This window comes from Paenibacillus sp. FSL H7-0690 (assembly GCF_037980415.1).
Taxonomy (GTDB): Bacteria; Bacillota; Bacilli; order Paenibacillales; family Paenibacillaceae; genus Paenibacillus_AQ; species Paenibacillus_AQ odorifer.
The window spans coordinates 3,252,200-3,274,113 of the sequence record NZ_CP150281.1 but is presented as its reverse complement, the minus strand read 5'-3'; the positions used below and the strand labels follow the sequence as shown (position 1 = coordinate 3,274,113).

Annotated in this window: 18 protein-coding genes; 4 read left to right on the top strand and 14 right to left on the bottom strand. The window is 41.4% G+C overall.

Translation table 11 applies throughout. From position 1 onward, the window contains the following. Window positions 1–48 precede the first annotated feature (48 nt). The 4 genes from MHI32_RS14540 to MHI32_RS14525 all read right to left on the bottom strand — a co-directional run bounded on the left by MHI32_RS14540 (window position 49) and on the right by MHI32_RS14525 (window position 5,128). Entirely contained in the window at window positions 49–2,433 is a 2,385-nt protein-coding gene (locus tag MHI32_RS14540) for a polyprenyl synthetase family protein (protein WP_340012593.1), read from the bottom strand. A gap of 76 nt (window positions 2,434–2,509) precedes the next feature. After that, complete coding sequence (locus tag MHI32_RS14535; protein WP_340012592.1) at window positions 2,510–3,280, bottom strand: flavodoxin family protein; 771 nt, start codon at window positions 3,278–3,280, stop codon at window positions 2,510–2,512. Between the two features lie 166 nt (window positions 3,281–3,446). Further along, window positions 3,447–4,013 carry an adenylyl-sulfate kinase gene (gene cysC, locus MHI32_RS14530; RefSeq protein ID WP_076125754.1) on the bottom strand — a complete coding sequence of 189 codons (567 nt, stop codon included), beginning with the start codon at window positions 4,011–4,013 and terminating at the stop codon, window positions 3,447–3,449. A gap of 35 nt (window positions 4,014–4,048) precedes the next feature. Further along, window positions 4,049–5,128 carry a saccharopine dehydrogenase NADP-binding domain-containing protein gene (locus MHI32_RS14525; protein ID WP_340012591.1) on the bottom strand — a complete coding sequence of 360 codons (1,080 nt, stop codon included), beginning with the start codon at window positions 5,126–5,128 and terminating at the stop codon, window positions 4,049–4,051. A 128-nt stretch (window positions 5,129–5,256) separates the two neighbouring features. On the opposite strand from MHI32_RS14525, the gene MHI32_RS14520 reads away from it, so the two are divergent. Then, a complete protein-coding gene (locus MHI32_RS14520; RefSeq protein ID WP_076278428.1) occupies window positions 5,257–6,342 on the top strand; it encodes a helix-turn-helix transcriptional regulator in 1,086 nt (361 codons plus the stop codon). A gap of 79 nt (window positions 6,343–6,421) precedes the next feature. Here the strand turns inward: MHI32_RS14520 and MHI32_RS14515 are convergent, their stop codons facing one another. After that, window positions 6,422–7,945: an MDR family MFS transporter gene (locus MHI32_RS14515; RefSeq protein WP_076217540.1), complete on the bottom strand. Its 1,524-nt coding sequence runs from the start codon at window positions 7,943–7,945 to the stop codon at window positions 6,422–6,424. 276 nt (window positions 7,946–8,221) lie between these two features. On the opposite strand from MHI32_RS14515, the gene MHI32_RS14510 reads away from it, so the two are divergent. Beyond that, window positions 8,222–8,644 carry a MarR family transcriptional regulator gene (locus tag MHI32_RS14510; protein ID WP_172628892.1) on the top strand — a complete coding sequence of 141 codons (423 nt, stop codon included), beginning with the start codon at window positions 8,222–8,224 and terminating at the stop codon, window positions 8,642–8,644. A gap of 80 nt (window positions 8,645–8,724) precedes the next feature. Here MHI32_RS14510 and MHI32_RS14505 read toward each other — a convergent pair whose 3' ends face one another. The 6 genes from MHI32_RS14505 to MHI32_RS14480 form a co-directional block, all read right to left on the bottom strand. Then, window positions 8,725–9,066: a DUF1801 domain-containing protein gene (locus MHI32_RS14505; RefSeq protein WP_036677965.1), complete on the bottom strand. Its 342-nt coding sequence runs from the start codon at window positions 9,064–9,066 to the stop codon at window positions 8,725–8,727. Window positions 9,067–9,358: 292 nt separating this feature from the next. After that, a complete protein-coding gene (locus tag MHI32_RS14500; protein ID WP_340012590.1) occupies window positions 9,359–12,835 on the bottom strand; it encodes a discoidin domain-containing protein in 3,477 nt (1,158 codons plus the stop codon). A 290-nt stretch (window positions 12,836–13,125) separates the two neighbouring features. Next, on the bottom strand, window positions 13,126–13,485 hold the full coding sequence (locus tag MHI32_RS14495; protein ID WP_076217536.1) for a multidrug efflux SMR transporter: 360 nt from the start codon (window positions 13,483–13,485) through the stop codon (window positions 13,126–13,128). Window positions 13,486–13,502: 17 nt separating this feature from the next. Next, the gene (locus MHI32_RS14490) at window positions 13,503–13,829 is read right to left on the bottom strand and encodes a multidrug efflux SMR transporter (RefSeq protein WP_036677974.1); all 327 of its coding nucleotides are present in this window, start codon (window positions 13,827–13,829) and stop codon (window positions 13,503–13,505) included. A gap of 13 nt (window positions 13,830–13,842) precedes the next feature. Continuing rightward, on the bottom strand, window positions 13,843–14,376 hold the full coding sequence (locus tag MHI32_RS14485; RefSeq protein WP_076125775.1) for a TetR/AcrR family transcriptional regulator: 534 nt from the start codon (window positions 14,374–14,376) through the stop codon (window positions 13,843–13,845). Between the two features lie 117 nt (window positions 14,377–14,493). Continuing rightward, window positions 14,494–14,970 carry a GNAT family N-acetyltransferase gene (locus MHI32_RS14480; protein WP_076184542.1) on the bottom strand — a complete coding sequence of 159 codons (477 nt, stop codon included), beginning with the start codon at window positions 14,968–14,970 and terminating at the stop codon, window positions 14,494–14,496. A 129-nt stretch (window positions 14,971–15,099) separates the two neighbouring features. On the opposite strand from MHI32_RS14480, the gene MHI32_RS14475 reads away from it, so the two are divergent. Further along, window positions 15,100–16,761, top strand: a complete 1,662-nt coding sequence (locus MHI32_RS14475) for a ribonuclease J (protein WP_076125876.1) — start codon at window positions 15,100–15,102, stop codon at window positions 16,759–16,761. A gap of 72 nt (window positions 16,762–16,833) precedes the next feature. Here the strand turns inward: MHI32_RS14475 and MHI32_RS14470 are convergent, their stop codons facing one another. Both MHI32_RS14470 and MHI32_RS14465 read right to left on the bottom strand, forming a co-directional pair. Continuing rightward, on the bottom strand, window positions 16,834–17,949 hold the full coding sequence (locus MHI32_RS14470; RefSeq protein ID WP_340012588.1) for a phosphotransferase: 1,116 nt from the start codon (window positions 17,947–17,949) through the stop codon (window positions 16,834–16,836). Between the two features lie 110 nt (window positions 17,950–18,059). Continuing rightward, window positions 18,060–19,616 (bottom strand): ABC-F family ATP-binding cassette domain-containing protein, encoded by a 1,557-nt coding sequence (locus tag MHI32_RS14465; protein ID WP_036677991.1) that lies wholly within the window; start codon window positions 19,614–19,616, stop codon window positions 18,060–18,062. Window positions 19,617–19,847: 231 nt separating this feature from the next. Here MHI32_RS14465 and MHI32_RS14460 point away from each other — a divergent pair, with 231 nt between their 5' ends. Further along, the gene (locus MHI32_RS14460) at window positions 19,848–20,432 is read left to right on the top strand and encodes an AAA family ATPase (RefSeq protein WP_076125781.1); all 585 of its coding nucleotides are present in this window, start codon (window positions 19,848–19,850) and stop codon (window positions 20,430–20,432) included. Window positions 20,433–21,026: 594 nt separating this feature from the next. On the opposite strand, the gene MHI32_RS14455 is transcribed toward MHI32_RS14460, so the two are convergent. After that, a complete protein-coding gene (locus tag MHI32_RS14455) occupies window positions 21,027–21,914 on the bottom strand; it encodes an RsiV family protein (protein ID WP_076125783.1) in 888 nt (295 codons plus the stop codon).

The window sequence follows — 21,914 nt, the reverse complement described above, 5'->3', positions numbered from 1 at the left end:
TTTTCATAAAAAAGTGCTGGCAAAGATGCCAACACTCCATTTTCATATTTATCGATCACGATTAACCATATAATTCAATAGATGTTTTAAAAAATTGATATTGCGGGGGATCTCTTTTAGCGCCTCCATGGCAAGACAATAGTGCTCCCACATCTCTTTTCTAGCGCCTTCTGAACCCAGAATGGATACAAACGTTGCATTGTTATTCTCAACATCCTGCCCTGTGGGCTTACCCAGTAATTGTAAATCCCCTTCCAAGTCGAGTAAATCATCTTTAATCTGAAAAGCAATCCCCGCATGATAAGCGAATTTCTTCAAAGCTTCAATTTCTGTCTCCTTAACCTGTGCGAGAATCGCTGGCATAACTAGTGAAGCTTCGAACGCAATGCCCGTCTTATAGAAACAAATCATATTTAATTGCTCTAGCGTCAATGCTTTTCCTTTAGAATTCAAATCCATCGCTTGCCCCATGCAGGTATCTTCCGCCTTTTGAGCTGAATATTGCATTAAAGCAATTACGGATTTAGCATCGAATGTAGAAAGGGATGCCTGTTCCTCAATCGACTTCTGAATTAGAAAGAGTCCTGTCAATTCCGCCGTTGCGCTATTATACACCTCATGTAGAGTTGAACGGCCTCTTCGAGTGGAGGCATTATCCTGAGAGGGCAGATCATCGAAAATTAAGGATGCAGTATGCATATATTCCAAAGACCTCAAAAGCGGCACAATTGCCGCGCTGTCTAATCCGTATTCGTTCACCCCCATAACCCAAGTCAGAATAGGTCGTATTCGCTTGCCATCACCCTCTAAACTATAATTGGCTGCATCAATTAACATTTCTTTCATAGCTGGTGTCCCAACAGGTTTATTAATTGGCAATTGATTGTTGATTTCACCACGAACCTTTTGAATCGTATTGTGAAAATCCACCTTTTCCTGCTTGTTGTTTTTTAAATTCGTAAGCATTTGATCTCTTAGTAGTTTGTCAAAAAAATCCACATCATCAGCTTTCAACACCATTTGCTGCACGAGACGATTAAATTCGGGTTGACCCGAAGCAAAGATCTCCATAATCTCTTTATACTTTTCAGTACCCAGACGTTCTTTACAACGCTTCAAACCGTTAATTGCTCGATCTAGAATCACTTCACGGGTTTTGGCATCGGAGTGATATACGGAATGGATTAGATGAGAGATGACGGTCCAGTATAATTCAAAAGGGTTTATCAAATCTGAACGTTGATCACGGTATTTCAGAAAATAGGTATACGGGGTTACCGCTCCCTCTTTCATATCGTCAAACATATCTGCAAAATCATCAGCCAGTTGATTGTAAAGACCATAATAAAAAGTGCGTTGATCAAATCCATCATCTGTAGGTGCACTAATAACGGATCGGACAATTAAACGGGAAGAAGAGGATTTTAAGATAATGGGGATATAAAGCTCTTCATTGGTGTATTTAGCATTGGAAAGTTCCTTAACACGGTCCAGCTCCTGAGATTGAAAAAATACAAAGGATTGCTCGAAAAATATGTTCTGCATTTCTGGACGTTGATAGCTTTTAATATATTCGAAAGCTTCACTAAGCTCCGAATGTACGTATCGAATGAATTCCATGTTCTCTCCGGACCATTCTCCAAGGTCAGGCACAGATCTAGTAAGGATAGCGTCGCGTATCATGAGGGAAAATTGCTCTTTTTCTTGAACCGTTAAGACACTGGAATCGAGAAGATCATCAATAAAAGGGTAAGTCAGCCCATAAGAATAACCAAGTCTAATGGCTTCGCTAAGCTTCTTAGAACGTTCCAAAGGTGGGGTACTCTCCCCCATTTCCTCCATTACATGCAGAATGACCCCGATAATGATCTTAATTAACTTACGCTGCGCTTGTTCAGCATTCATTTCCTGCGGAATATGGGTTGATACGTTCTTTAGCTTGTCGATCACCCAGATGGTGGCGGTCTCGACGCCTTCTTTCTGCGCCCAGCGATATACTCCTGCCAAGCTCATAAATTCCGATTGATCTCTTATCGTTGTTGAATCGTCTGGGATCAATTGAGATCTAATGTCAGCAACCATTCGCTGAATCCTGTTTTGTGTATCAGTAGAATCCAAGGCTTTGCCCAGATCCCTCATATATAAATAGGACACGCTGCGATCTAAATAATCATCCAATTTACCGTTAAGATTCAGCCAGCCTATATACCTATGATAATCCTGCGAATCAGGTTTCCTTTTCCCTCTAGAGAAAAATGACAACCATGAGCGGCGATGAATATGATGTTTTTTCCATAATTGAATATCTTCAGTGAGAGTAGATACATAAGTTTGTTCTTTGAACTGCAATTGCAGTGAAATAAAATACTGAGCCGCCCTCTGCTCGGCTAGCGAATAGGCTGAATCGGCATGATCGGTTACATTCACATTCATAGGTGGATTACCTCAACTTCTCTTTTGGTTAATTGTCGGTCATGTTCATATCTTATACGGAGAAGTGTCTTTATGGTTACGAATTCTTCGCCATACGTTTCCCAATAAAGTCAAAGATCAGACCCGCTGTCCTTTTTATAGGACCCAATGAAACAGGATAATAATAACCCGACTCAAACCAGCCTTGTTCTTTGTAATAACGATAATCCTTGGAATGATCATCAAGCATTGTTTTTATACTTGTACGTGACATTCGAAACAGCATTAATCTGAGAAAAGAAGGAACTGGAGTCTTGGGCGACATAAGGTCCTTATAGAATCTTTCGGAGGCTTTCTTTATTTCTCTCGTCATTTTTTTCTGCGCAACTTCTTTTCTTGGCTCCAAAGTAGTCAAGACACAGCCTTTTGTAACTTGAAATCCGAAATTCTCGCCCATATTACTAAGGTATTTCACAATTTTGCTGCCTCCAAAGATCCCCTGATTGACAATAGCCGTGAAGGTTTTCCCAAAGAATCGAGGTCTATGAAATACAAAAGCAAGCCGGTCCAAGAGGTTCTTCATCGGTGCCGATACATGAAATGCATAATTAGGTGTGGCGAAAATAATTCCGTCAGAATGGATCATTTTCTCCATCAATACATCGCGATCATCCTTTAGTGGACAATATTCCTCACCTTTATTGAAACATATCTTGCAGCCCCGGCAATATTCAAGCCGATAATCTTTTAAAAAGACATACTCAAATTCAATATCACCATATGCTTTTAAATTATTGCCAAATTCACAAACCGCTTCAAAGGTCGCATGCTTTTGTTGATTCCCAATAAATGCAGTAACTTTTTTCATTTGAACCCCTCCATATATGCATATTTTGAATAAGACCTATCAATATGAATGAATAATATTTTATTCATTCATATTGTAGCACCTTGATCCCTTTTATGCGATATAATTCCATTTGAGAATGCAAAAAAAAGAAGCCCGACTTGACCAGGCTTCTGTTAACTTCCCTCTATATCTTTTTAGCGTAATTATGTGTAACAAAATCAACTAGCAGATTCACACTGCTCTCCATATCGTAAATCTCTGTGTTAACTGTCAATTCGGCATGTTCAGGGGCTTCATAAATAGCATCAATACCTGTAAACTCACGAATTTCACCTTTTCTAGCTTTCTTATACAGCCCTTTAGGATCACGTTGTTCGCAGGTTTCTAATGAACATTGCACATAAACCTCTGCAAACTCGCCAGACTGAAAACGATATCTAATCGCTTCTCTAGCAGCTGAAGAAGGTGAAATCATCGGGACAAGCACTATAAAGCCTAGATCCAAAAACATAGATGCTACTTCGGCTGCGCGACGCATATTTTCTTTACGATCCTCTTCTGAAAAGCCTAAATCAATATTCAAACCTTTTCTTAGCTGGTCGCCGTCGATCACAGCACATCGGATGCCTTGCTTAAACAATTCTTTTTCAGCTTGTTGTGCTAGTGTACTTTTTCCTGAACCTGATAATCCTGTGAACCAAAACACGCCCGCTTTATGACCGTTCAACAGCTCCCAATCTTTTCTATTCATTCTAAGACGCCCCTTTCTATATGATTAATATTATACTAGTTTACCGCAGTCTTGAGAGAAATGGCTGATCCTAATTCCTTCTGTATATACGCTATATCAGTCATCTGCTCAATATGGTAAACTCCACCTGGGGGTGGTGAATCATATAGAAGTTTTGCTACTGCCGCTGTTACTTTTGCCGTAATGATAGATTGATTCTTTCCTTGTAATAAAAAATCCGCATGATGTAATTTACCTTCTGAATTTCTTCCATGTGCCTCAACCTTAATAGCGAACCCATCATCCCCCAAATGCAGCCGCCCCATAACACGAACAATTGAATTCTTCAGCCAGCCTATTTGCAGTAAGCGAACGGCTCCAGTTCTTTTCGTTATTGCCAGTATTTTAGTAACTACAGCTGAATCAAGACAAAATCGTGTAGAGATAGACGATGATTTTAGTGTTCTGCTAAGTGTCTGTTGATCTGAGAATGGAAAACGGTAAGCATATCGGTTACCCATCTCATCACCAAAATGATACAACCTTCTGTCTGTAAAGCTCTCCACCTCAACCTGGCGATTACCCTGCTTCACTTCGAACTTAGCTGCTAAACTGTCAACTGTCCATTCTAGCGCCGCTTTGCCATGAGAATCACCTAATCCGAGCATAATCGCAATTTCTATCTCCTCAATCTGATCCATCTGCCGCTCTGCTTCAAGGGCCAGGAGATTTGTGATGCCGGGAGCAAGTCCTACACTTAAGACAGCACTTGACCCATTGTCTTCGGCTTCTCTCTGGTATTTCTCAATTTCATTCAAAAACAAACCGTTCGCAGATACATCCACATAATGAATACCGCTTCGAAACACAGCTCTTATAAAATCCGTATCCGTTTGATCTAAGCACATAATGATTAATTTCACTCGTTCTAACTTATCAGTAGGTAAAGGTTTATTAATATCCAACTGCATCGGCTTAATTTTCCCATCAGTTGCTTGACTGAATTGCTTTGCTTTTACAAGACTTCGCCCTGCAGCATATACTTTTCCAGGATATTTTTTCTCTAAGATTTCACAAATGGTACGCCCTACATGGCCATATCCACCGACGACTACAATATCTTCTTTTCTCTGCATTTTATCACCGCATCCTATATAATAGAAATAATTAAGAACCATTCTCAATTATACGGATATGGTTTACATTCACTATCCCATAAATGTGGGATACTTGTTTTTATACTCCATGACTAGAGGGCTGACCTATGAAAACCATAAGACAACTTAATCATATTAAACAACAAATCATACGGTTAGGTGCTGTTTCTGATTCTTCACATAGCTACCGTACTTCATTACTGTCAATTTTACGCGAAGCTGTACCCTTTGATGCTGCCTGCTGTACCCATGTTGATCCACAGACACTACTCTCGACAGGTGCGGTTACAGAAGATAACGTGGAATCCATTCATCATCACTTGTTCCAGATCGAATACGGTGAAGACGATATTAATCCCTATGAGCAAATGGTTCATAGTAAAGTGCACGTAGCTACTTTATATGAAGCAACCGAAGGGCAGCCAGATTTGAGTGCTCGCTATCAAAAAGTACTGTCTCCGGCAGGATTTGAGGATGAATTACGCGCTGTACTTGTTCATGGAGATGCGTGTTGGGGGTATCTGACACTTTACAGAAAGTCGGGTCAGCCTGTATTTTCACAGGAAGATTGTGTACGGATAGCCTTAATGCTTCCTGAGATTGCCGCAAGAATGCGGGCTTTCAGTCTTGAGTTGCCTGAGAGAAATCAGACTTGGCTGGAAGAAGATTACGGTTCCGGAATTGCCGTCCTTTCTGATCAACTAGTGCTCCTCTCCTCCAATCCTACAGCAGACCGCTGGTTAGAGAAACTTCGTTCATTAGAAAAAATTGATCACCATATCCTACCACGACCAATTCGGGCGGTGAGCACACAAGCAATCAATAGTCCCTCTGAATCTTCGGGGATGGCAAAGTCCTGTATCCGGATGTCAGACGGACCTTATCTAGTGATCCGGGCTAGCCGGCTTCATGCATACGACGGTCAGACGCAAATTGCCATTTCATTCGAGCCTGCACGTCCAGCAGATATGCTTCCTATCATTGCAGAAGCGTATGATCTGACGAAACGGGAACAGCATTTACTTGAAGGAGTAATTCGCGGATTATCTACTAAAGAATTGGCTGCTGAATTACATATTTCTGCTTACACGGTTCAGGATCATTTAAAATCCATTTTTGCTAAAGCAGGTGTCAGTAGCCGTAGAGAGCTTATCTGGCATTTACATTCTCGTTATAGCATTTCAGAGAAATAGGATCGCCGAGCTTCTTATCAAAAAAGCCCAAGCCTTTATTAACAAAGGACTTGGGCTTTAATTTTTATCTTTTATTTCCTTAATGCGATGCCGTAAATTCTTCCAGCTCAGTAGCAGGGTCAAACTTCTCCCTGCTCATCACAAATGCTGCCATTAGAGCTATAACTGATGGAATAATCGCCCAAGCAAAGGTATGAACAAGAGAAGAAGATAATCCTTCGGTGATTTTATCAAGAACCTCAGAGGGAATTTTGGCCCGTGTGTCGGGAGTCAAAATTGTACTTGGATCACTTAGATTAACACCTTCTGGTGCCGCGCCTCCCTTACTGAACATGGAAGCTAGTTTATTCGAAAAAATGTGACTTTGAATAATACCAAATACCGTAATGCCAAGTGTCATTCCCAGCTCCCGTGTGAAGCTAAGTGTCGAACTTGCAGAACCCCGTTGTCTTGCTGTAAATCCATGAATCGCTGCATTGCTTAGAACAGAAAATGATGAACCTATGCCAAGACCCACCAGAAACATAAAAATAGTGACCATAAACCGGGAGGAGTCTGGTGTTAGTGTGGTAAGTAGAGCCATACCTGCTACAAGGAGTACTAACGTAGAAATCATGATCGTGCGATAATTAAATTTAGAGAGCAAGAATCCTCCGCCAGCAGCAGTGATAACAGAACCAATCATCATCGGAAGTAGAACAAGCCCCGAATTTGTGGCAGACCCGCCAAGAACCCCTTGAATATAAATTGGAATGTACACCGAGGCTGTAATAAATGCCGCTCCGCTAAATATCGCCATAACATTACTCGTAGAATAGAGACGATTCTTGAACATGCCAAAGGTAATGATTGGCTCTTCTGCACGACGTTCGATAACAATAAAACCAATTAAAAACACAACAAAAGCCATAAACAATCCCAGAATCATTGTCGAGTCCCAAGCATATTTCTTACCCCCGAGCTCAATCGCAAACATGAGACAAAGGATTGAAGCTACAAGTGTAAAAGCCCCAAGATAATCAATTTTTTCTTTGGAATGCTCAACAGATTCTTTGTAGAAGAAAGCGATCATAAAGAATGCAATAACACCAATGGGTAAATTGATATAAAAGACCCAAGACCAATGAATATAATCCGCTATATAAGCGCCAATAAGAGGACCAAAAATACTGGAAATACCATAGGCAGCACCGAATAACCCACCGATTTTCCCCCGTTTTTCTGGGGCCACTACATCGAACATAATCGTGAATGCAATAGGAACGAGTGCCCCTCCACCAATACCCTGAATTGCCCGATAAATACTAAGCTGAACAATAGAATTTGCCGTACCACATAAAGCTGAACCAATCATAAAAACAATAATACCGAAAATAAAAAATCGCTTACGTCCATACATATCCGATAATTTACCGAAAATCGGCATACCCGCCATCTCAGCTATCATATAAGCGGACGTAACCCACATCAATTTGTCAAAGCCGCCAAGGTCACCTACAATGGTTCCCATTGCGGTTGCAAGTATAGTATTATCCATTGATGCCATAAGTGTAGCCAACAATAGAGCTACTATAATAACCCCAACTTTATTTTTCTTTTCCATGCTCCTTTTTCTCCTCCACTTTTCCCAAATGTTTAGTTCTACTCTAATTGTTAAAGGATTGTGCACAGGCTTCATTCCAAACCACGTGATGTTATACCCTTTGCAAATTAGTGAATAATTCGATAAAATCAAGACAATTAATTAGGTGTTCATCAAGCATCTTGTTTATTAATTATCTTGACTATCAAGATATAAACATTTTAAAAGGAGGGTCCTCTTTTGTCAAGAGATCGACACAATCAAGTTACAATTCAGCAGGAAGACTTAACTTTACGCATGCGGGGCCTAGGCAGCCGAACGGTTTTGTATCAGCAAAAAGTAGCAACTTCTCTAGGGTTATACAATAACGATTTTCTATCTATAGATATCCTTCATGAAAAAGGTCCTATCACCGCCGGCGAGCTATCCAAATTAACTGGACTTACTACAGGCAGCATTACCACATTAGTTGATCGACTTGAAAAAAACGGCTTTGTTCGCAGAGAACATGATCCCAATGACCGTCGTAAGGTGATTATTGTTCCTTTATATGAGAATAACGAGGTTGGAAATGCCTACCTTCCTTTGCACACTAAGATGGTTAAACTGGCGTCTTCCTTTACTGAGCAGGAGCTTGAGCTTATAACAACATTTTTAGGCAAAGCAAGTACCATCCTGGAAGAGCAGATTCACTATCTCAGCACTACAACGAGTAACTAAAACTGTATAATCGTCAAAAAGGACGATATCCCATGAAGTCAAATGACTTTGAGATATCGTCCTTTTAATATAAGTATGGCTCAAAGAGAAGCTGAAGCTTGAGCAACTAAAGAGACCAATTGTGCAGAATCAAATGTGTCTCCTTTTCGAAGCTTCAGGGTTTTCCTTTCAGGTGGTCCCTCAAATGCTCCCTCAGGAAGCGTTAGCTCGGTTGTATTAAAGATTACAAAGCTGACTGCGTCTTTTGATGTCGAGATGGCCGCAGCGTATTTTCCATTTTTCAAAAAATGAGGTTTCTTATACTGAATACGTTCCTGCACATCCGGTATAGCCTGATGAACAACCTCACGTAGTGAGGTGGACAACTCCACCTGCCATGATTCTTTTAGCGCTTCAATAAAATCGATTACTTCCTGATTCATTTTTCATCTCTCCCTTTAAGTAATTAAATGGTTTGCCTGAATAAGCGCAGTAAGTTGTTTAACAAAATCAGGAGGTCCTTTGAGATCCGACGCATCTGCTATGACGAACATAAGATGATGAAATCAACACATCCGCAAAAGAATTTCAAAAATTTAATAGTTTAAATTCCCCTTATATTAATTTCTTGTTCATGTAGTCATTATCCTTCTGGCAATTTAGAGATATCCAGCTCGTTACAAGCTAAAAAGGGAAAAGCTCCTAAGAGCTTCTCCCTTAACCTCGTACATAAAATTAATGAATCGTTAGATTAAAACCGCTCTGAATATAATTCAGATTCGGATAAGCAATGTTGGAGGTTGTCAGGTTATTAAAGGTTGCAGCACCATTGCCTGTATAGGTGTAAATAGCTGCACCTTTATGTGGACCTGAGAATCGTGAAGTTGTTATTCCATCAAGTCCTGTACCGTTAATATTGATGTTGTTGAACACGATGTTCTCGAATCCACCACCATATCCAAATTGAATCGCATCACGCTGGGTATTAATGATGTCTATGTTATTAAATGTAACGTTCTTGATAGCATCATTTGATGCTTCAAGATCAATTGCGCCACGTTCACCCCCATAAAGATCTTTACTCGTACCACTGTTAATAATGGTTGTGTCTGAGAAAACTACACCCGTATTATTCTGGAAATGATAACCTGGAAAAACGGTATTCATACGTATGCCGGAACCACCAACTGTATCAATGATATAGTTATGATCAGCCTTATGACCACTTCCTCCAAAGAAAGCAATCGCTGCCGCACGCCAGTTATTCTCAATGGTGTTATACGAGAAGGTATTATTCACACCAGCAGGTGCACCATTTGTGTTACTGGTCCATACTGCAAGACCATCGTCACCATTATTTCGCACACTGCTATTGCGTACAATTGAATTGCTAGTTCCTTGCGAGAAGTTGATGCCGTCTGCAAGATTGTTCCGAATCCGACTGTTTTCAACTACCAGCCCGGTAGCATAAATCGCTGGTGTATGAGCGTAGTCGCCTACCCACATTCCGCATTCAAAATGCTCTACCCAGACATCATGGATAATAGAGTTGGTTCCAAAGTTATCCATAAAACCTTTGTAAATTGCATTTTGTCCATAACGTGAGCGCAAATTAGAATTCATATATACATTACTGAAATCTAGCTTACCTGAAATACGGAGTGAAATACCACCGCCCGCAGCATTAGGATTGGTGAACTGAATATTGGTGTGCCAGAGACCAGCACCAGTAATAGTGAGGTTATTGATCATATTACTAGCAGAACCAATCTCCCACATACTGCTAAGATTAAAGGTTCCTGCTGGAATATAAATAGACTTTCCGCTTGCCACGGCTGCATTTACAGTAGCTTTAAAAGCTGCCAGATCATCTTGTCCGTCGTTTGCCACAGCACCGTAATCTGTTACAGATACGGAGTTAGCTGGGCGGGCAATTGCTGTTGGAACAGATTCAATTTCAAGGAAATCCACACCATATTCCAAGCTATCTCCATTGTTCTTCTGGATTCGAATCTTGTCCCCAGGTTGGAGGGGTGTATCCATCTTCCAGTGAACTTCATCAAAACGGAATAGTGGACGTCCAGCACTAGGTGTATCGCCAGGCATATCACCTGAGAAATACTGCCAGCTGTAGTATGAGGTTAAGGAAACTGTTTTTACTTTCGCTCCATTCACATACACATCCAGTGAACCATTCAATCCCATCCCATCTGCAGAGTCAGGCATTGTAAATCTCATAGTTACACCTGCGCCGCCTTGACCCTGTCTGACCGTCCACTCTAAGTTCGAACCATTCGAAGGAAGAGCTATATAACGCTGGCCAGAAGCTTCAGAAGCGATTAATGCTTGATCAAAGGTTGGCGCCGATTTCAATATCGCGCCACCCCCGAGTGTAGCATCCTCGGTATCATATCGACTATACGGCATGCTTGCACCACGCGCAGCATAGACAACGAGATTAGAAACACTTACATTATTCGCTTGCTTGGCAGCTATCTCATTAGCATCCACTTCAACAGTAGTGGTGACTGTGTAGTTACCATTAATCGCTGTCCAAGTCCCTGGAATCGCTACATTAACTATTGCCCCCGCTGCTAAGGCACCGTTATAAGATCCATTATAGGTTTGAATAGTGGAACCCGCAGAGTTTTTAAGAACAACGCTTATACCATGTGAACCACTTGCAGAGGCAATGGTTCCTTGATTCTTAAGATTTACATTAAACGCTACATTGTTATTAGCAACAGGATTACTTGGTGTCCATGTAACAGTTCCCACTAAGTCAGAGCTGGACACTGGAGCGATAATAAGTGACGCTGGGTTCGTGTAGCTGTTATTCGCTTCATTTTGTTCGATAACTAGGTTGTCTTCATCAACTTTGGCACTAACTGAATACGTTGCGGCAGGCTTAACTCCTGCGGTAAGTGTCATCGATGCTGTTGTCGATGCTCCAGTTGCTAGTACACCTACCGGAGCTGAGCCTACAAGCTCATTATTTAAATAGAAATTAACAGTAGTAGCTGGAGAGCTGGCATTGCCGATATTCTTTACGATTGCGTTCAGCGTAATCGCATTAGACTCAACCGGATTCGTTGGTGACCAGGACATGCCAGTAATCACCAAATCCGGATTCGGAGCTGGAGTACCGTATACTTCAAATTCGGCGATCTGTCCAGCTGGAGCACCCGAGTTGGCAGTAATATTAAGCTGTAGACGTTTGACAGTTGCGGTAACAGGAATGGTTACTGTATTTCCTGAAGCTGGATTAAACGAATACGATTGTGCTGACACCAGATTCCCAAATGTCGTTGTGTTCTGATTGTGACCGAGCACTTGAATCGTTTGGGTACGTGCTCCCCATGCAGCGGCTGGATTTAACTTTAGAACGATGGAGGAAACGTTGTAGTTTGACCCCAGGTCAAGTATCAATGAACTAGGATTACTGCCACCTTCCCAGTATGTGTTGGTGTTGTTGTCATTAGCATTTGCTGCCACAAATGATTGCGTATTAGAAGATGCGGTAATCGATTTGCCAACCGCGATATTACTGCCCGCAACAGGTGTGGCCGTTGGCGTTTGTGTCGCTGTTGGCGTTGGTGTGGCTGTTGGCGTTGGTGTGGCTGTTGGCGTTGGTGTAACTGTTGGCGTTGGTGTGGCTGTTGGCGTTGGTGTGGCTGTTGGCGTCGGTGTTGGTGTACTAGCTCCATAAATTTCGAACTCAGATACTTGCGCTGCCGGCCAACCCGTATTGCCTGTTACATTCAGGCGTACATAACGAGTGCTGGTTGCTGAAAAATCAATCTTAACGGTGTTCCCTCCTGCTGAAGGATTGAACACATAATCAGCTGAACCAACAATGTCAGTGAATGTAGATCCATTTGTGCTGCCTTGAACGGCGAGTGTTTGCGTACGCGTCTCCCAGCCCGTTGGCAGCTTCAATACGATTTGGTCAATACTTGTCTCTGTACCGAGATCTACTTGGATCCATTGCGGAAATGCATTATTGCTGCTTTCCCAATACGTCTCTTGATTGCTGTCTTTCACATTGTTTGGACTATACGTTTGTGATTGACCACTAGCCGTCACAGTTTTGCCCAGCGTCAAATTCGCGCCACCAGAGGCACTAACAAATGTGAACGGACCCGCTGCCAGGTATAAACTTGAAATCAACAGGGTTACTACAAGCGACCATACGACATACTTGTTGCGCATTATAATCCTCCTCTTAATGTAGATACTCACTAACGTGTCGCCTTATCGGAGTGCTCAAATGATAGCGTTTACAATCAAATTCATCTCAGAGCACATTAAATAACAACCGATCCTCCTTTCAATGTGAGACACTCTCATTATAGAGAAAGAGCGGATCAAGCTATAAGATGTAATTCTACGGAAAAGATATGTGATACCAATATCGCGAAACTACCCTAAATATGGAATCTATTAACATCACGTCCATCAAATAAAGGCCTGATTTCTCAGGCCTTAGTTTTTTATGAAGATTAACTTGTGGTTTTAAGTTCTTTTTCATTAGCTGAATCTGGAGAGTTTAATAAAACCACACCTCCAACTATTAATACTATGCCTGCAAGTGTAAGCATACTAAATGGATCCCCCCATATTACGATACCAACGATGGCGGTTAGAACTGTACCTACACCTGCCCAAATCGCATAAGCTAGGCTTAAAGGTAAAACTCTGAGACTTATGGACAAACTATAAAATGCGATAATAAAACCAATAATAACACCTATAGTAGGCAATATTTGTGTGAACCCTTCTGACATTTTCAGCATAGTTGTACCTATTACTTCGCTTATAATAGCTACCCCAAGTACCCAAAAACCCTTATTCTTGTTCATAACATTTCCTCCAAGCTCTAATGAGATCCACCAGAAAGTTTCATAATGACTACTCCACCAATGATAAGAATCAGGCCGAGTAGTTTTTTCAGATTGAAGTTTTCTTTATAAATGATGACTCCAATTAACGCAGTTAAAGCCGTACCTACCCCCGACCAAATAGCATAAGCCGTCCCTAGTGGAATCGTTGAAAGCGCTAAAGAAAGACAATAAAAGGCTGAACCCATGCCGAGTACGACTCCTATTGAAGGTAAAATCTTTTTAAACCCGTTAGAAACCTTAAGCATGGAGCTACCAAATACCTCGCAGATAATCGCTGTTGCCAGTAACACATATGAATTCAACAATAGCCCCTCCTTACTCCGTCATGTTTATTAATTCTTGAATTACTTTATCTCGTAAATCCTTATCTAAAGCTCCTAATCCGAACATTTCTGAATACCATAAACCGTCCGCTGCCAGCCTGACAATTGTGGAACGTACAGGATCTATTCCATCGTTCTCTATATTGTTTTGCCATACTGAGTATTGATCTTGAAATTTCTTAAGGATATCCGGATTCGTAAAAAGAGCAGCCGAAAGCGCGGTGCTAATCTCTTGCTCTTCCTTAAGATCGTCGTCAATCGCCTGAACAAACGCTCGTCCCCACTTCCCCGTTTCTCTAGATGCATTCGCTACTCTTTCTTGAACATTACTGAAAAAATCACTTGTTAACTCTTCCACCATACTTTTTATTAAAGCTTCCTTATTCGGAAAATGGTGCAGCAGTCCACCTTTACTGACCCCCGCTTCTTTGGCAACGGCTTCAAGCGTAAGCTTCTCCACCCCATTATTTTTAACTACTATAGAAGCTGCTAATAAAATACTACTTCGTTTTGAATTACTGTTCACGATAATCACCTCTGTTATTTACTATACCGTCTGGACGGTTTTATTGTCAAATAAAAAATCATTACCTTAGATCAAAAAAAGCCTGGTAATCCAGGCCTCCAACATTTTTAAAGCAATTCACATTAAATTTTTAATATACCAAGCATCACAAGCGAAATGCTCCGACCCCGCAAGCGGTTCATCCAAAAGCTCAAATCCATTTTTCATATAGAAACGGTTAGCTGCGTGCATGTTTTGAAGTGTCTCCAAATAACATTGGTTGTAATGAAGCTTAGCAAAGTCCAACGCTGTATTTAAAAGTTCTTTGGCTATCCCGTTACCTCTAATCGACTGAGATAAATACATTTTTTGCAACTCACATATCTTGTCATCATTCCCGAAAGGAGCAATGCCACAACCCCCTAATACTTCCCCTCCCTCTTCGACAACCCAATAAGCCCGATTCTCACTATGATTATAATCATCTGATAAATGATGCAGGCTGTCATCCTCCCAGGCTAGACCCGAGCGATTCCCGCCAAACTCAATTAGGCAGTCCCTAATGACCTTTTCAATGGAGCTATTATCTTTCATTTGTAATAGTCGGATATTCATGAGTAACGTTCTCCTATCTTTCGATTAGCTTTCTTCAGTTATTATATTGTATCAAGCTTCAGAATGGATAATTATAATGGGATTCAAACATAATATAGAGAAATTTATTTAGGAGGGGCTTCAATGAAAATGGCAGCTAAGCAACTCTCGATTGCAGCATTAGGCGGGGTTCATGAAATTGGTAAAAATATGTATATCCTGCAATACGCAGATGATATTGTTGTCATTGATTGCGGCTCTAAATTCCCAGATGAAAGTCTCTTAGGGATTGACCTAATTATTCCTGATGTTTCGTATTTATTAAATAATATTGATAAGGTACAAGCGTTGGTGGTGACTCACGGACATGAGGATCATATCGGCGGGATTCCTTACCTGCTTAAACAGTTGAATATCCCAATATATGCTTCCCGTTTAACCTTAGGATTAATCGAAAATAAACTTAGGGAACATGGAATTTTACGACAAACGAAACTCCATTGTATTAATTCAGAATCCACGTTGACCCTGGGAGCCATTACTACAACATTTTTTAATACAAATCATAGTATTCCAGATTGCCTTGGCGTAGTATTCGATACACCTGAAGGTATCGTAGTTCATACGGGAGACTTCAAATTTGACATGACGCCTGTCAACAAGCAGTATCCAGATATACATAAAATGGCCGATATTGGGAAAAACGGTGTAAAGATCTTGCTGTCAGAAAGCACTAATGCTGAGCGTCCTGGCTTCACCCCTTCTGAAAAGCTTGTTGGCGCTCACATAGAAGAAGCCTTTTTAAAAGCAGACCGTAGAATTTTTATTTCTACCTTCGCCTCAAATGTACATCGTCTACAGCAGATCATTGATGCTTCTCATTTAACTGAACGTAAATTGACCTTACTCGGCAGAAGTATGGTAAATGTAGTCAGAGTGGCCCAAGAACTCGGTTATTTGAACATTCCGGACGATATGCTGATCGAACCTGCAGAAGCTGCTAAGCTCCCTCCGGCACAGGTAACTGTTTTATGTACAGGCAGTCAAGGAGAGCCCATGGCCGCACTATCCCGCTTAGCGAACTCAAGCCATCGATTGATGGAGATCCAGGCTGGGGACACGGTGCTGCTCGCAGCCAATCCCATCCCGGGAAATGAACGGAATGTTTCAAGGATTGTCGATAATTTATATATGCTGGGTGCTAAAGTCATCTATGGTTCACGCAGTGAGCTTCACGTCTCCGGGCATGGCAGCCAAGAGGAGCTTAAGCTAATGCTGACTCTAATGAAACCTGAATACTTTATTCCGATTCATGGTGAATACCGTATGCTGCATCATCATAGCTTGTTAGCGGAGGCGGTAGGCGTCAAACCGGAAAATATCTTTATTCTAAAAAATGGAGACATCGTTGAGTCATCGTCTGGTGTTGTCCGCCAATCCGGTCGAGTGACTGCTGGGCAAATTCTAGTAGATGGCCTTGGGATCGGAGATATTGGAAATGTTGTGCTTCGCGATCGTCGCCAGCTGTCAGCAGACGGCATTCTGATTACAGTGATTACACTGAGCCAAACCGATGGACGTCTATTAAACGAGCCAGACACTATTTCCAGGGGATTCGTTTATGTCCGTAACTCCGATAATTTAATGGACGAGATCAACCAGCATGTAACATCGACCCTTAAAAAAATGAACGAAACGGATCTCGGCCAATGGAATATCATCAAGCAGACCATCAAAGAATCATTAAGTAAGTTCCTATACGAAAAAACGAAACGACGGCCAATGATTCTTCCAATCATCATTGAGGTTTAATAAAAAGGAGTTCCCGTGGGGAGCTCCTTTTCTCTTTGTATCCAGTTGTAGAGGATAGATTTTAACTACATTTCAACTAAATTGCGCCCATGTATTCATCTTGATACATTCTGTCGCCATATTCCGTTGAATATTAATAATTTGCTCCAATTGGGAAACTCGATCTTGAAGCTTTAGGTTAGTTGGATCCGTTTTTAACTGTGCGGCCAATGAAAAGTATTGAGGCACTTCCCAGATACAACGTAAAGCAGTGCCTAAACAATAACCATATCTTGCAAGGGACTCGTCCCCCTGCCATCCTGAATCTTTTAATCCCTCGATATAGTTTTGGAATAAAGACTCTTTATATTCCTCGTAGCGATAATTAGGAAAAACTCCTAAGCTCATATTTACGCCAAACATTTTGCCAAGGTCTTCACCTATCCCCGATATACTCATAAATTGCCAGTCAATTAATATTAGCCGTTCGCCGTCCGTATCACTTTGAGTTAGCAGCATATTCATTTGACTGAGGTCTTGGTGTGCAAGCACTCGCGGCAAGCTATTCAAAGAACGCAACCTTCTGTCAATCTGGTCTGTGAAGTCTTGGAACCATGTCCAGATACTACGTTCATTATCATTGTGTAATTGATTTATATATTTTGCTGGATTAGGGGCGTAGATTTTACTCGAGGTAGTCCATGATTTAAGCCAGTTTCTGCAAATCCACTTCTCATCAGGAATTTTCTTTCCTGTCAGATAAGTTCCATTGAAACGACCTAACTGTTCAGCGATGTAATCAAACTGTTCCTTTGTGTAAGCATATTCCCCATCTATTCGTTCCATCCATAACCATACGGTACCATCTGCTTGTTCCTCAACAAGATAACACTTAGGTGCCTTGATTGAGCTAGGAAGCTCGTCGAGAATCTTGGATTCAAAGACTAGAGCTTCTCGTCGCCAGTAATTGTGATGCTGAAGATTATCTTTCTCCGCACTATCTGGCTTGATTATCTTTAATATGATTGACCATGGAAGCTGCTTCTGATTAATAGATGCAAAACCGCTTAGACGAAAGATACCCGCTGTTGTAAAGTTAGGTGTTTTATAATTTAAATCTTCACATGTAAAATTGACTATCTTTGCTTCGGATTCTTCAAAAATCCGCTGAACACAGCTGTTAAGCTGATCCATTTTATTCTCTAGCACATAGACCCTCCCTGTCTCTGTTAAGATCCCATTCTATTCCGCTAAAAAAAGCCTATGAAGCGTAACAGATTCGTTATCACTCATAGGCTTGTTCATCAAAGACTTACTTATTAGAATACTTTCGTTGTCCAATCTTCGCAATTCCAGATATCGGTTACGATGTCCTGATAAAAATCGGGTTCGTGAGAAATCATAAGAATGCTTCCTTTGTATGCTTTTAGAGCGCGTTTCAGTTCATCTTTGGCATCGATATCCAAGTGGTTCGTCGGCTCATCTAATACGAGAATATTAGTTTCGCTATTAATGAGCTTACATAGACGCACTTTAGCTTTTTCCCCACCACTTAGTACAGCAATCTTACTCTCAATATGCTTCGTGGTTAATCCACATTTAGCTAGAGCAGCACGTACTTCGAATTGTGACAGAGACGGGAATGTATCCCAGATTTCCTCAATACAAGTCTTGTAATTGCCTTCTTTCATCTCTTGCTCAAAATAGCCAATCTCCTGATGATATCCACGTTCTACTGAACCAGACAATGCAGAGATTTCACCTAAAATACTGCGCAGCAATGTTGTTTTACCAATTCCGTTTGCCCCAACCAACGCGATCTTCTGTCCACGCTCCATCAACAAATTGAGCGGTCTGGACAATGGAGAGTCGTAGCCGATAACCAATTCTTTTGCTTCGAAAATCATCTTGCCGGCAGTTTTACCTTCTTTAAAGTTAAACTGTGGTTTCGGTTTCTCCTTGGCAATCTCGATGATCTCCATCTTGTCGAGCTTCTTCTGTCTGGACATCGCCATGTTACGGGTAGCCACGCTGGCTTTGTTACGAGCTACGAAATCCTTCAGCTCTGCTATTTCTTGCTTTTGGCGATTATAAGCAGATTCAAGCTGTTGTTTTCTCATTTCGTAGACTTGTTGGAATTGCTCATAATCACCCACATAACGGGTCAGCTTTTGATTTTCCATATGGTAGATCAGGTTGATAACACTATTCAAGAATGGCATATCATGTGAGATCAGAATAAAAGCATTATCATACTCTTGAAGGTAACGTCTCAGCCATTCAATATGCTGCTCATCCAAATAGTTCGTAGGCTCATCGAGGAGCAAAATATCTGGTTTTTCAAGCAATAGCTTAGCAAGCAAGATTTTGGTGCGTTGACCACCACTAAGATCGGCTACATCGCGATCCAATCCAATGTCAGTAATCCCTAGTCCACGCGCGGTTTCTTGTACTTTCGCATCGATCATGTAAAAGTCTTGATTTGTAAGTGTATCTTGGATGGTACCTACTTCTTCAAGCAGCTTTTCCAGCTCTTCAGGTGAAACGTCACCCATTCTGCCATACATATCGTTCATCTCTTGCTCAAGATCGAACAGGTACTGGAAAGCACTTCTGAGTACATCTTGAATCGTCATTCCTTTGGTTAACACTGCATGCTGATCGAGGTAGCCAACACGCACCCGCTTGGACCATTCGACTTTACCTTCATCAGGTTGCAGTTTGCCTGTAACAATATTCATAAAAGTGGATTTTCCTTCGCCGTTAGCGCCGAATAATCCGATATGCTCGCCTTTTAGGAGACGGAATGAAACATCCTTAAAGATCGCACGATCTCCAAAGCCATGACTTAATCCTTCAACATTTAATATGCTCATTTATGGACACCTTTTTCTTATTTTTCTCGCTATATTATAAGCAGGATTAGCTAAAAACTCAATGGAGAAGCAAAAAATTATCATTTTATGGGCTAATCCGCGAGCAATTTTAGTTTTGTGGACCGTCATTTGCCGAGAATGGGATTACGCTGGCGATTGCTCGTCATCTTTTATATGATAGTATGCATAGATACACATTGGAGTTGACTTGAGAACTAAGGAGAATTAGAAATGAATAAACTTGTATTTTTTCTTGGTCCAGCTGGAGCAGGCAAAACAACGTTAGCTAAAGCGATTGCTTCGCGGCGCAAAATACCTTTTTTCGATATGGATATTCTACTACGGCCTGCTGCTGACGCGATAATGACTTTACACGGACTGGATCCGGCAGATAGAGACTCAGCAGAGTACAAAAGGTTATGCCGCGATTTAGGTTATCGAATCACTATGGATGCTGCGCTGGATAATATAAGCTTGGACGTCGATGCTTTTGTGGTTGGTCCCTTTACCAAAGAGGCGGCCAGTTCTGACTGGATCAGCCATGAATTAGCTCGGATCGGGCGTTCCCTTCATGATGTTGAGGTCAAGGTTGTCTTGGTAGGGTTAGCCAACGAGGAATTGTACCGGGAACGAATTCAAAACAGACAATCACCACTAGATGAATGGAAGTTCCAGCATTGGAATGAATTCCGCACTTCTCTTGGCAACCGTACGGTAGAATGGCCGCTCCCGGCTGAAAATATTGCGTTGATCGACAATTCTAACCCGGATATTACTGCTACTGCTGCGGCAGTAGAACGATTTATTTACGGCTAAACTTTCGGACCCAGATGACGTTATTTCCACATTTATCACCTTTTGTGCAGAGTTTCGGACCCCAGTGCAGCTATTCGTTAGAAAAGTGCGCTTGGGGTGTGTTTTTCGTGCCAATAGAGACGATGCGGTCCGTTAGGATTGCAAAAGTGCGATAATGCTGCGTTTAGGGTCAGCTGAGTCCGATAGCAGCAGCGTTCGCGTCAAATAACGAGAGCAAACGATGTTTGAGGTTTGGACAAAGAGCCTTGGCTAAACTTTCGGACTCAGATGACGTTATTTCCACTTTTATCACCTTTTGTGCAGAGTTTCGGACCCCAGTGCAGCTATTCGTTAGAAAAGTGCGCTTGGGGGATGGTTTTCGTGCCAATAGCGACGATACGGTCCGATAGAATTGCAAAAGTGCGATAATGCTGCGTTTAGGGTCAGCTGAGTCCGATAGCTGCTGCGTCACCCGTAAAATAACGAGAGCAAACGATGTTTGAGGTTTGGACAAAAAGCCTTGGCTAAACTTTCGGACCTAGATGACATTATTTCCACATTTATCACCTTTTGTGCAGGGTTTCTGACTCAGATCACGTTATTCCCAAAATTCTTTTATTGAATATACTTCTGACTGACCAAATCATCAGCAAGCACCGCGGTTGGTATCACAAATTCAACGGAGCCCATATAACCCGGTGCGACATCGTATTTGTTAAACACAATCACAAGCTTACCTTCGGTGTTGATATAAAAGCTCTGATCCTTCGTAATGGAGGTAAACTGATCCGTTGGTACATCATCGCCATACTCAGGGATCCAGTAAACTTTCTCAGAGTCTGCTTTCATTTGGGCAATCATCTGTTCTTTAATATTTTCGCTGATGCGTTCAATGTATTGATCATCTTTAAATAGCATTGGCAATGTAATAAGGATCTGGTTCTCTTTGTCTATCGTATCAAAAGTAACTTCCATTGAAGATGAACCAGCGGTTTCCTCAACATATCTGCCAATGGAGAAAATGCGCTCATTATCCGTTTTCACTTCATAACCTACATCCAGCCCCAAATGGCCCCCACCTTGTTCCTTCAACGCTTCGATCTCCGCTTGGAACTTTTCGTATAGTGCTTTATTCTCACTTAAATATTTGCTGTTCAATCCAAGCTCCAGTTCTTTGTTTTCCATATCCGTAACGGCTGGAACCTTGATATTTGCATCGTAGTTCTCTTCTTCTACAACGTATTCTTTAATAGTTAGTACTTTTATTATCCGATCTACGCCTGGAATGGAAGATAATGCACTAGCTACGGTTGTACTGGTGTTTATGGCTACTAGAAAAATAACTGCGGCCGCACCAACACTGGCCACCCACTTAGTTGTCGTGTGTTTTTTTCTATTGGCTTTAAGTGACTGCTTTATAGAACGGTTTACAATCAAATCAAGTTCATCCGGAATGGGAATATCGGTATACTCTTTATGTAATTCTTGTATTCTTTCGTCCAT

Excerpts from the sequence above, each read along its gene's own strand:
- MHI32_RS14510 (WP_172628892.1), top strand. The coding sequence starts at position 8,222 with ATGCGGGGCCTAGGCAGCCGAACGGTTTTGTATCAGCAAAAAGTAGCA.
- MHI32_RS14525 (WP_340012591.1), bottom strand. The coding sequence starts at position 5,128 with ATGCAGAGAAAAGAAGATATTGTAGTCGTCGGTGGATATGGCCATGTA.
- MHI32_RS14475 (WP_076125876.1), top strand. The coding sequence starts at position 15,100 with ATGGCAGCTAAGCAACTCTCGATTGCAGCATTAGGCGGGGTTCATGAA.
- MHI32_RS14455 (WP_076125783.1), bottom strand. The coding sequence starts at position 21,914 with ATGGACGAAAGAATACAAGAATTACATAAAGAGTATACCGATATTCCC.
- MHI32_RS14540 (WP_340012593.1), bottom strand. The coding sequence starts at position 2,433 with ATGAATGTGAATGTAACCGATCATGCCGATTCAGCCTATTCGCTAGCC.
- MHI32_RS14465 (WP_036677991.1), bottom strand. The coding sequence starts at position 19,616 with ATGAGCATATTAAATGTTGAAGGATTAAGTCATGGCTTTGGAGATCGT.
- MHI32_RS14500 (WP_340012590.1), bottom strand. The coding sequence starts at position 12,835 with ATGCGCAACAAGTATGTCGTATGGTCGCTTGTAGTAACCCTGTTGATT.
- MHI32_RS14535 (WP_340012592.1), bottom strand. The coding sequence starts at position 3,280 with ATGAAAAAAGTTACTGCATTTATTGGGAATCAACAAAAGCATGCGACC.
- MHI32_RS14515 (WP_076217540.1), bottom strand. The coding sequence starts at position 7,945 with ATGGAAAAGAAAAATAAAGTTGGGGTTATTATAGTAGCTCTATTGTTG.
- MHI32_RS14460 (WP_076125781.1), top strand. The coding sequence starts at position 19,848 with ATGAATAAACTTGTATTTTTTCTTGGTCCAGCTGGAGCAGGCAAAACA.
- MHI32_RS14495 (WP_076217536.1), bottom strand. The coding sequence starts at position 13,485 with ATGAACAAGAATAAGGGTTTTTGGGTACTTGGGGTAGCTATTATAAGC.
- MHI32_RS14505 (WP_036677965.1), bottom strand. The coding sequence starts at position 9,066 with ATGAATCAGGAAGTAATCGATTTTATTGAAGCGCTAAAAGAATCATGG.
- cysC (WP_076125754.1), bottom strand. The coding sequence starts at position 4,013 with ATGAATAGAAAAGATTGGGAGCTGTTGAACGGTCATAAAGCGGGCGTG.
- MHI32_RS14480 (WP_076184542.1), bottom strand. The coding sequence starts at position 14,970 with ATGAATATCCGACTATTACAAATGAAAGATAATAGCTCCATTGAAAAG.
- MHI32_RS14520 (WP_076278428.1), top strand. The coding sequence starts at position 5,257 with ATGAAAACCATAAGACAACTTAATCATATTAAACAACAAATCATACGG.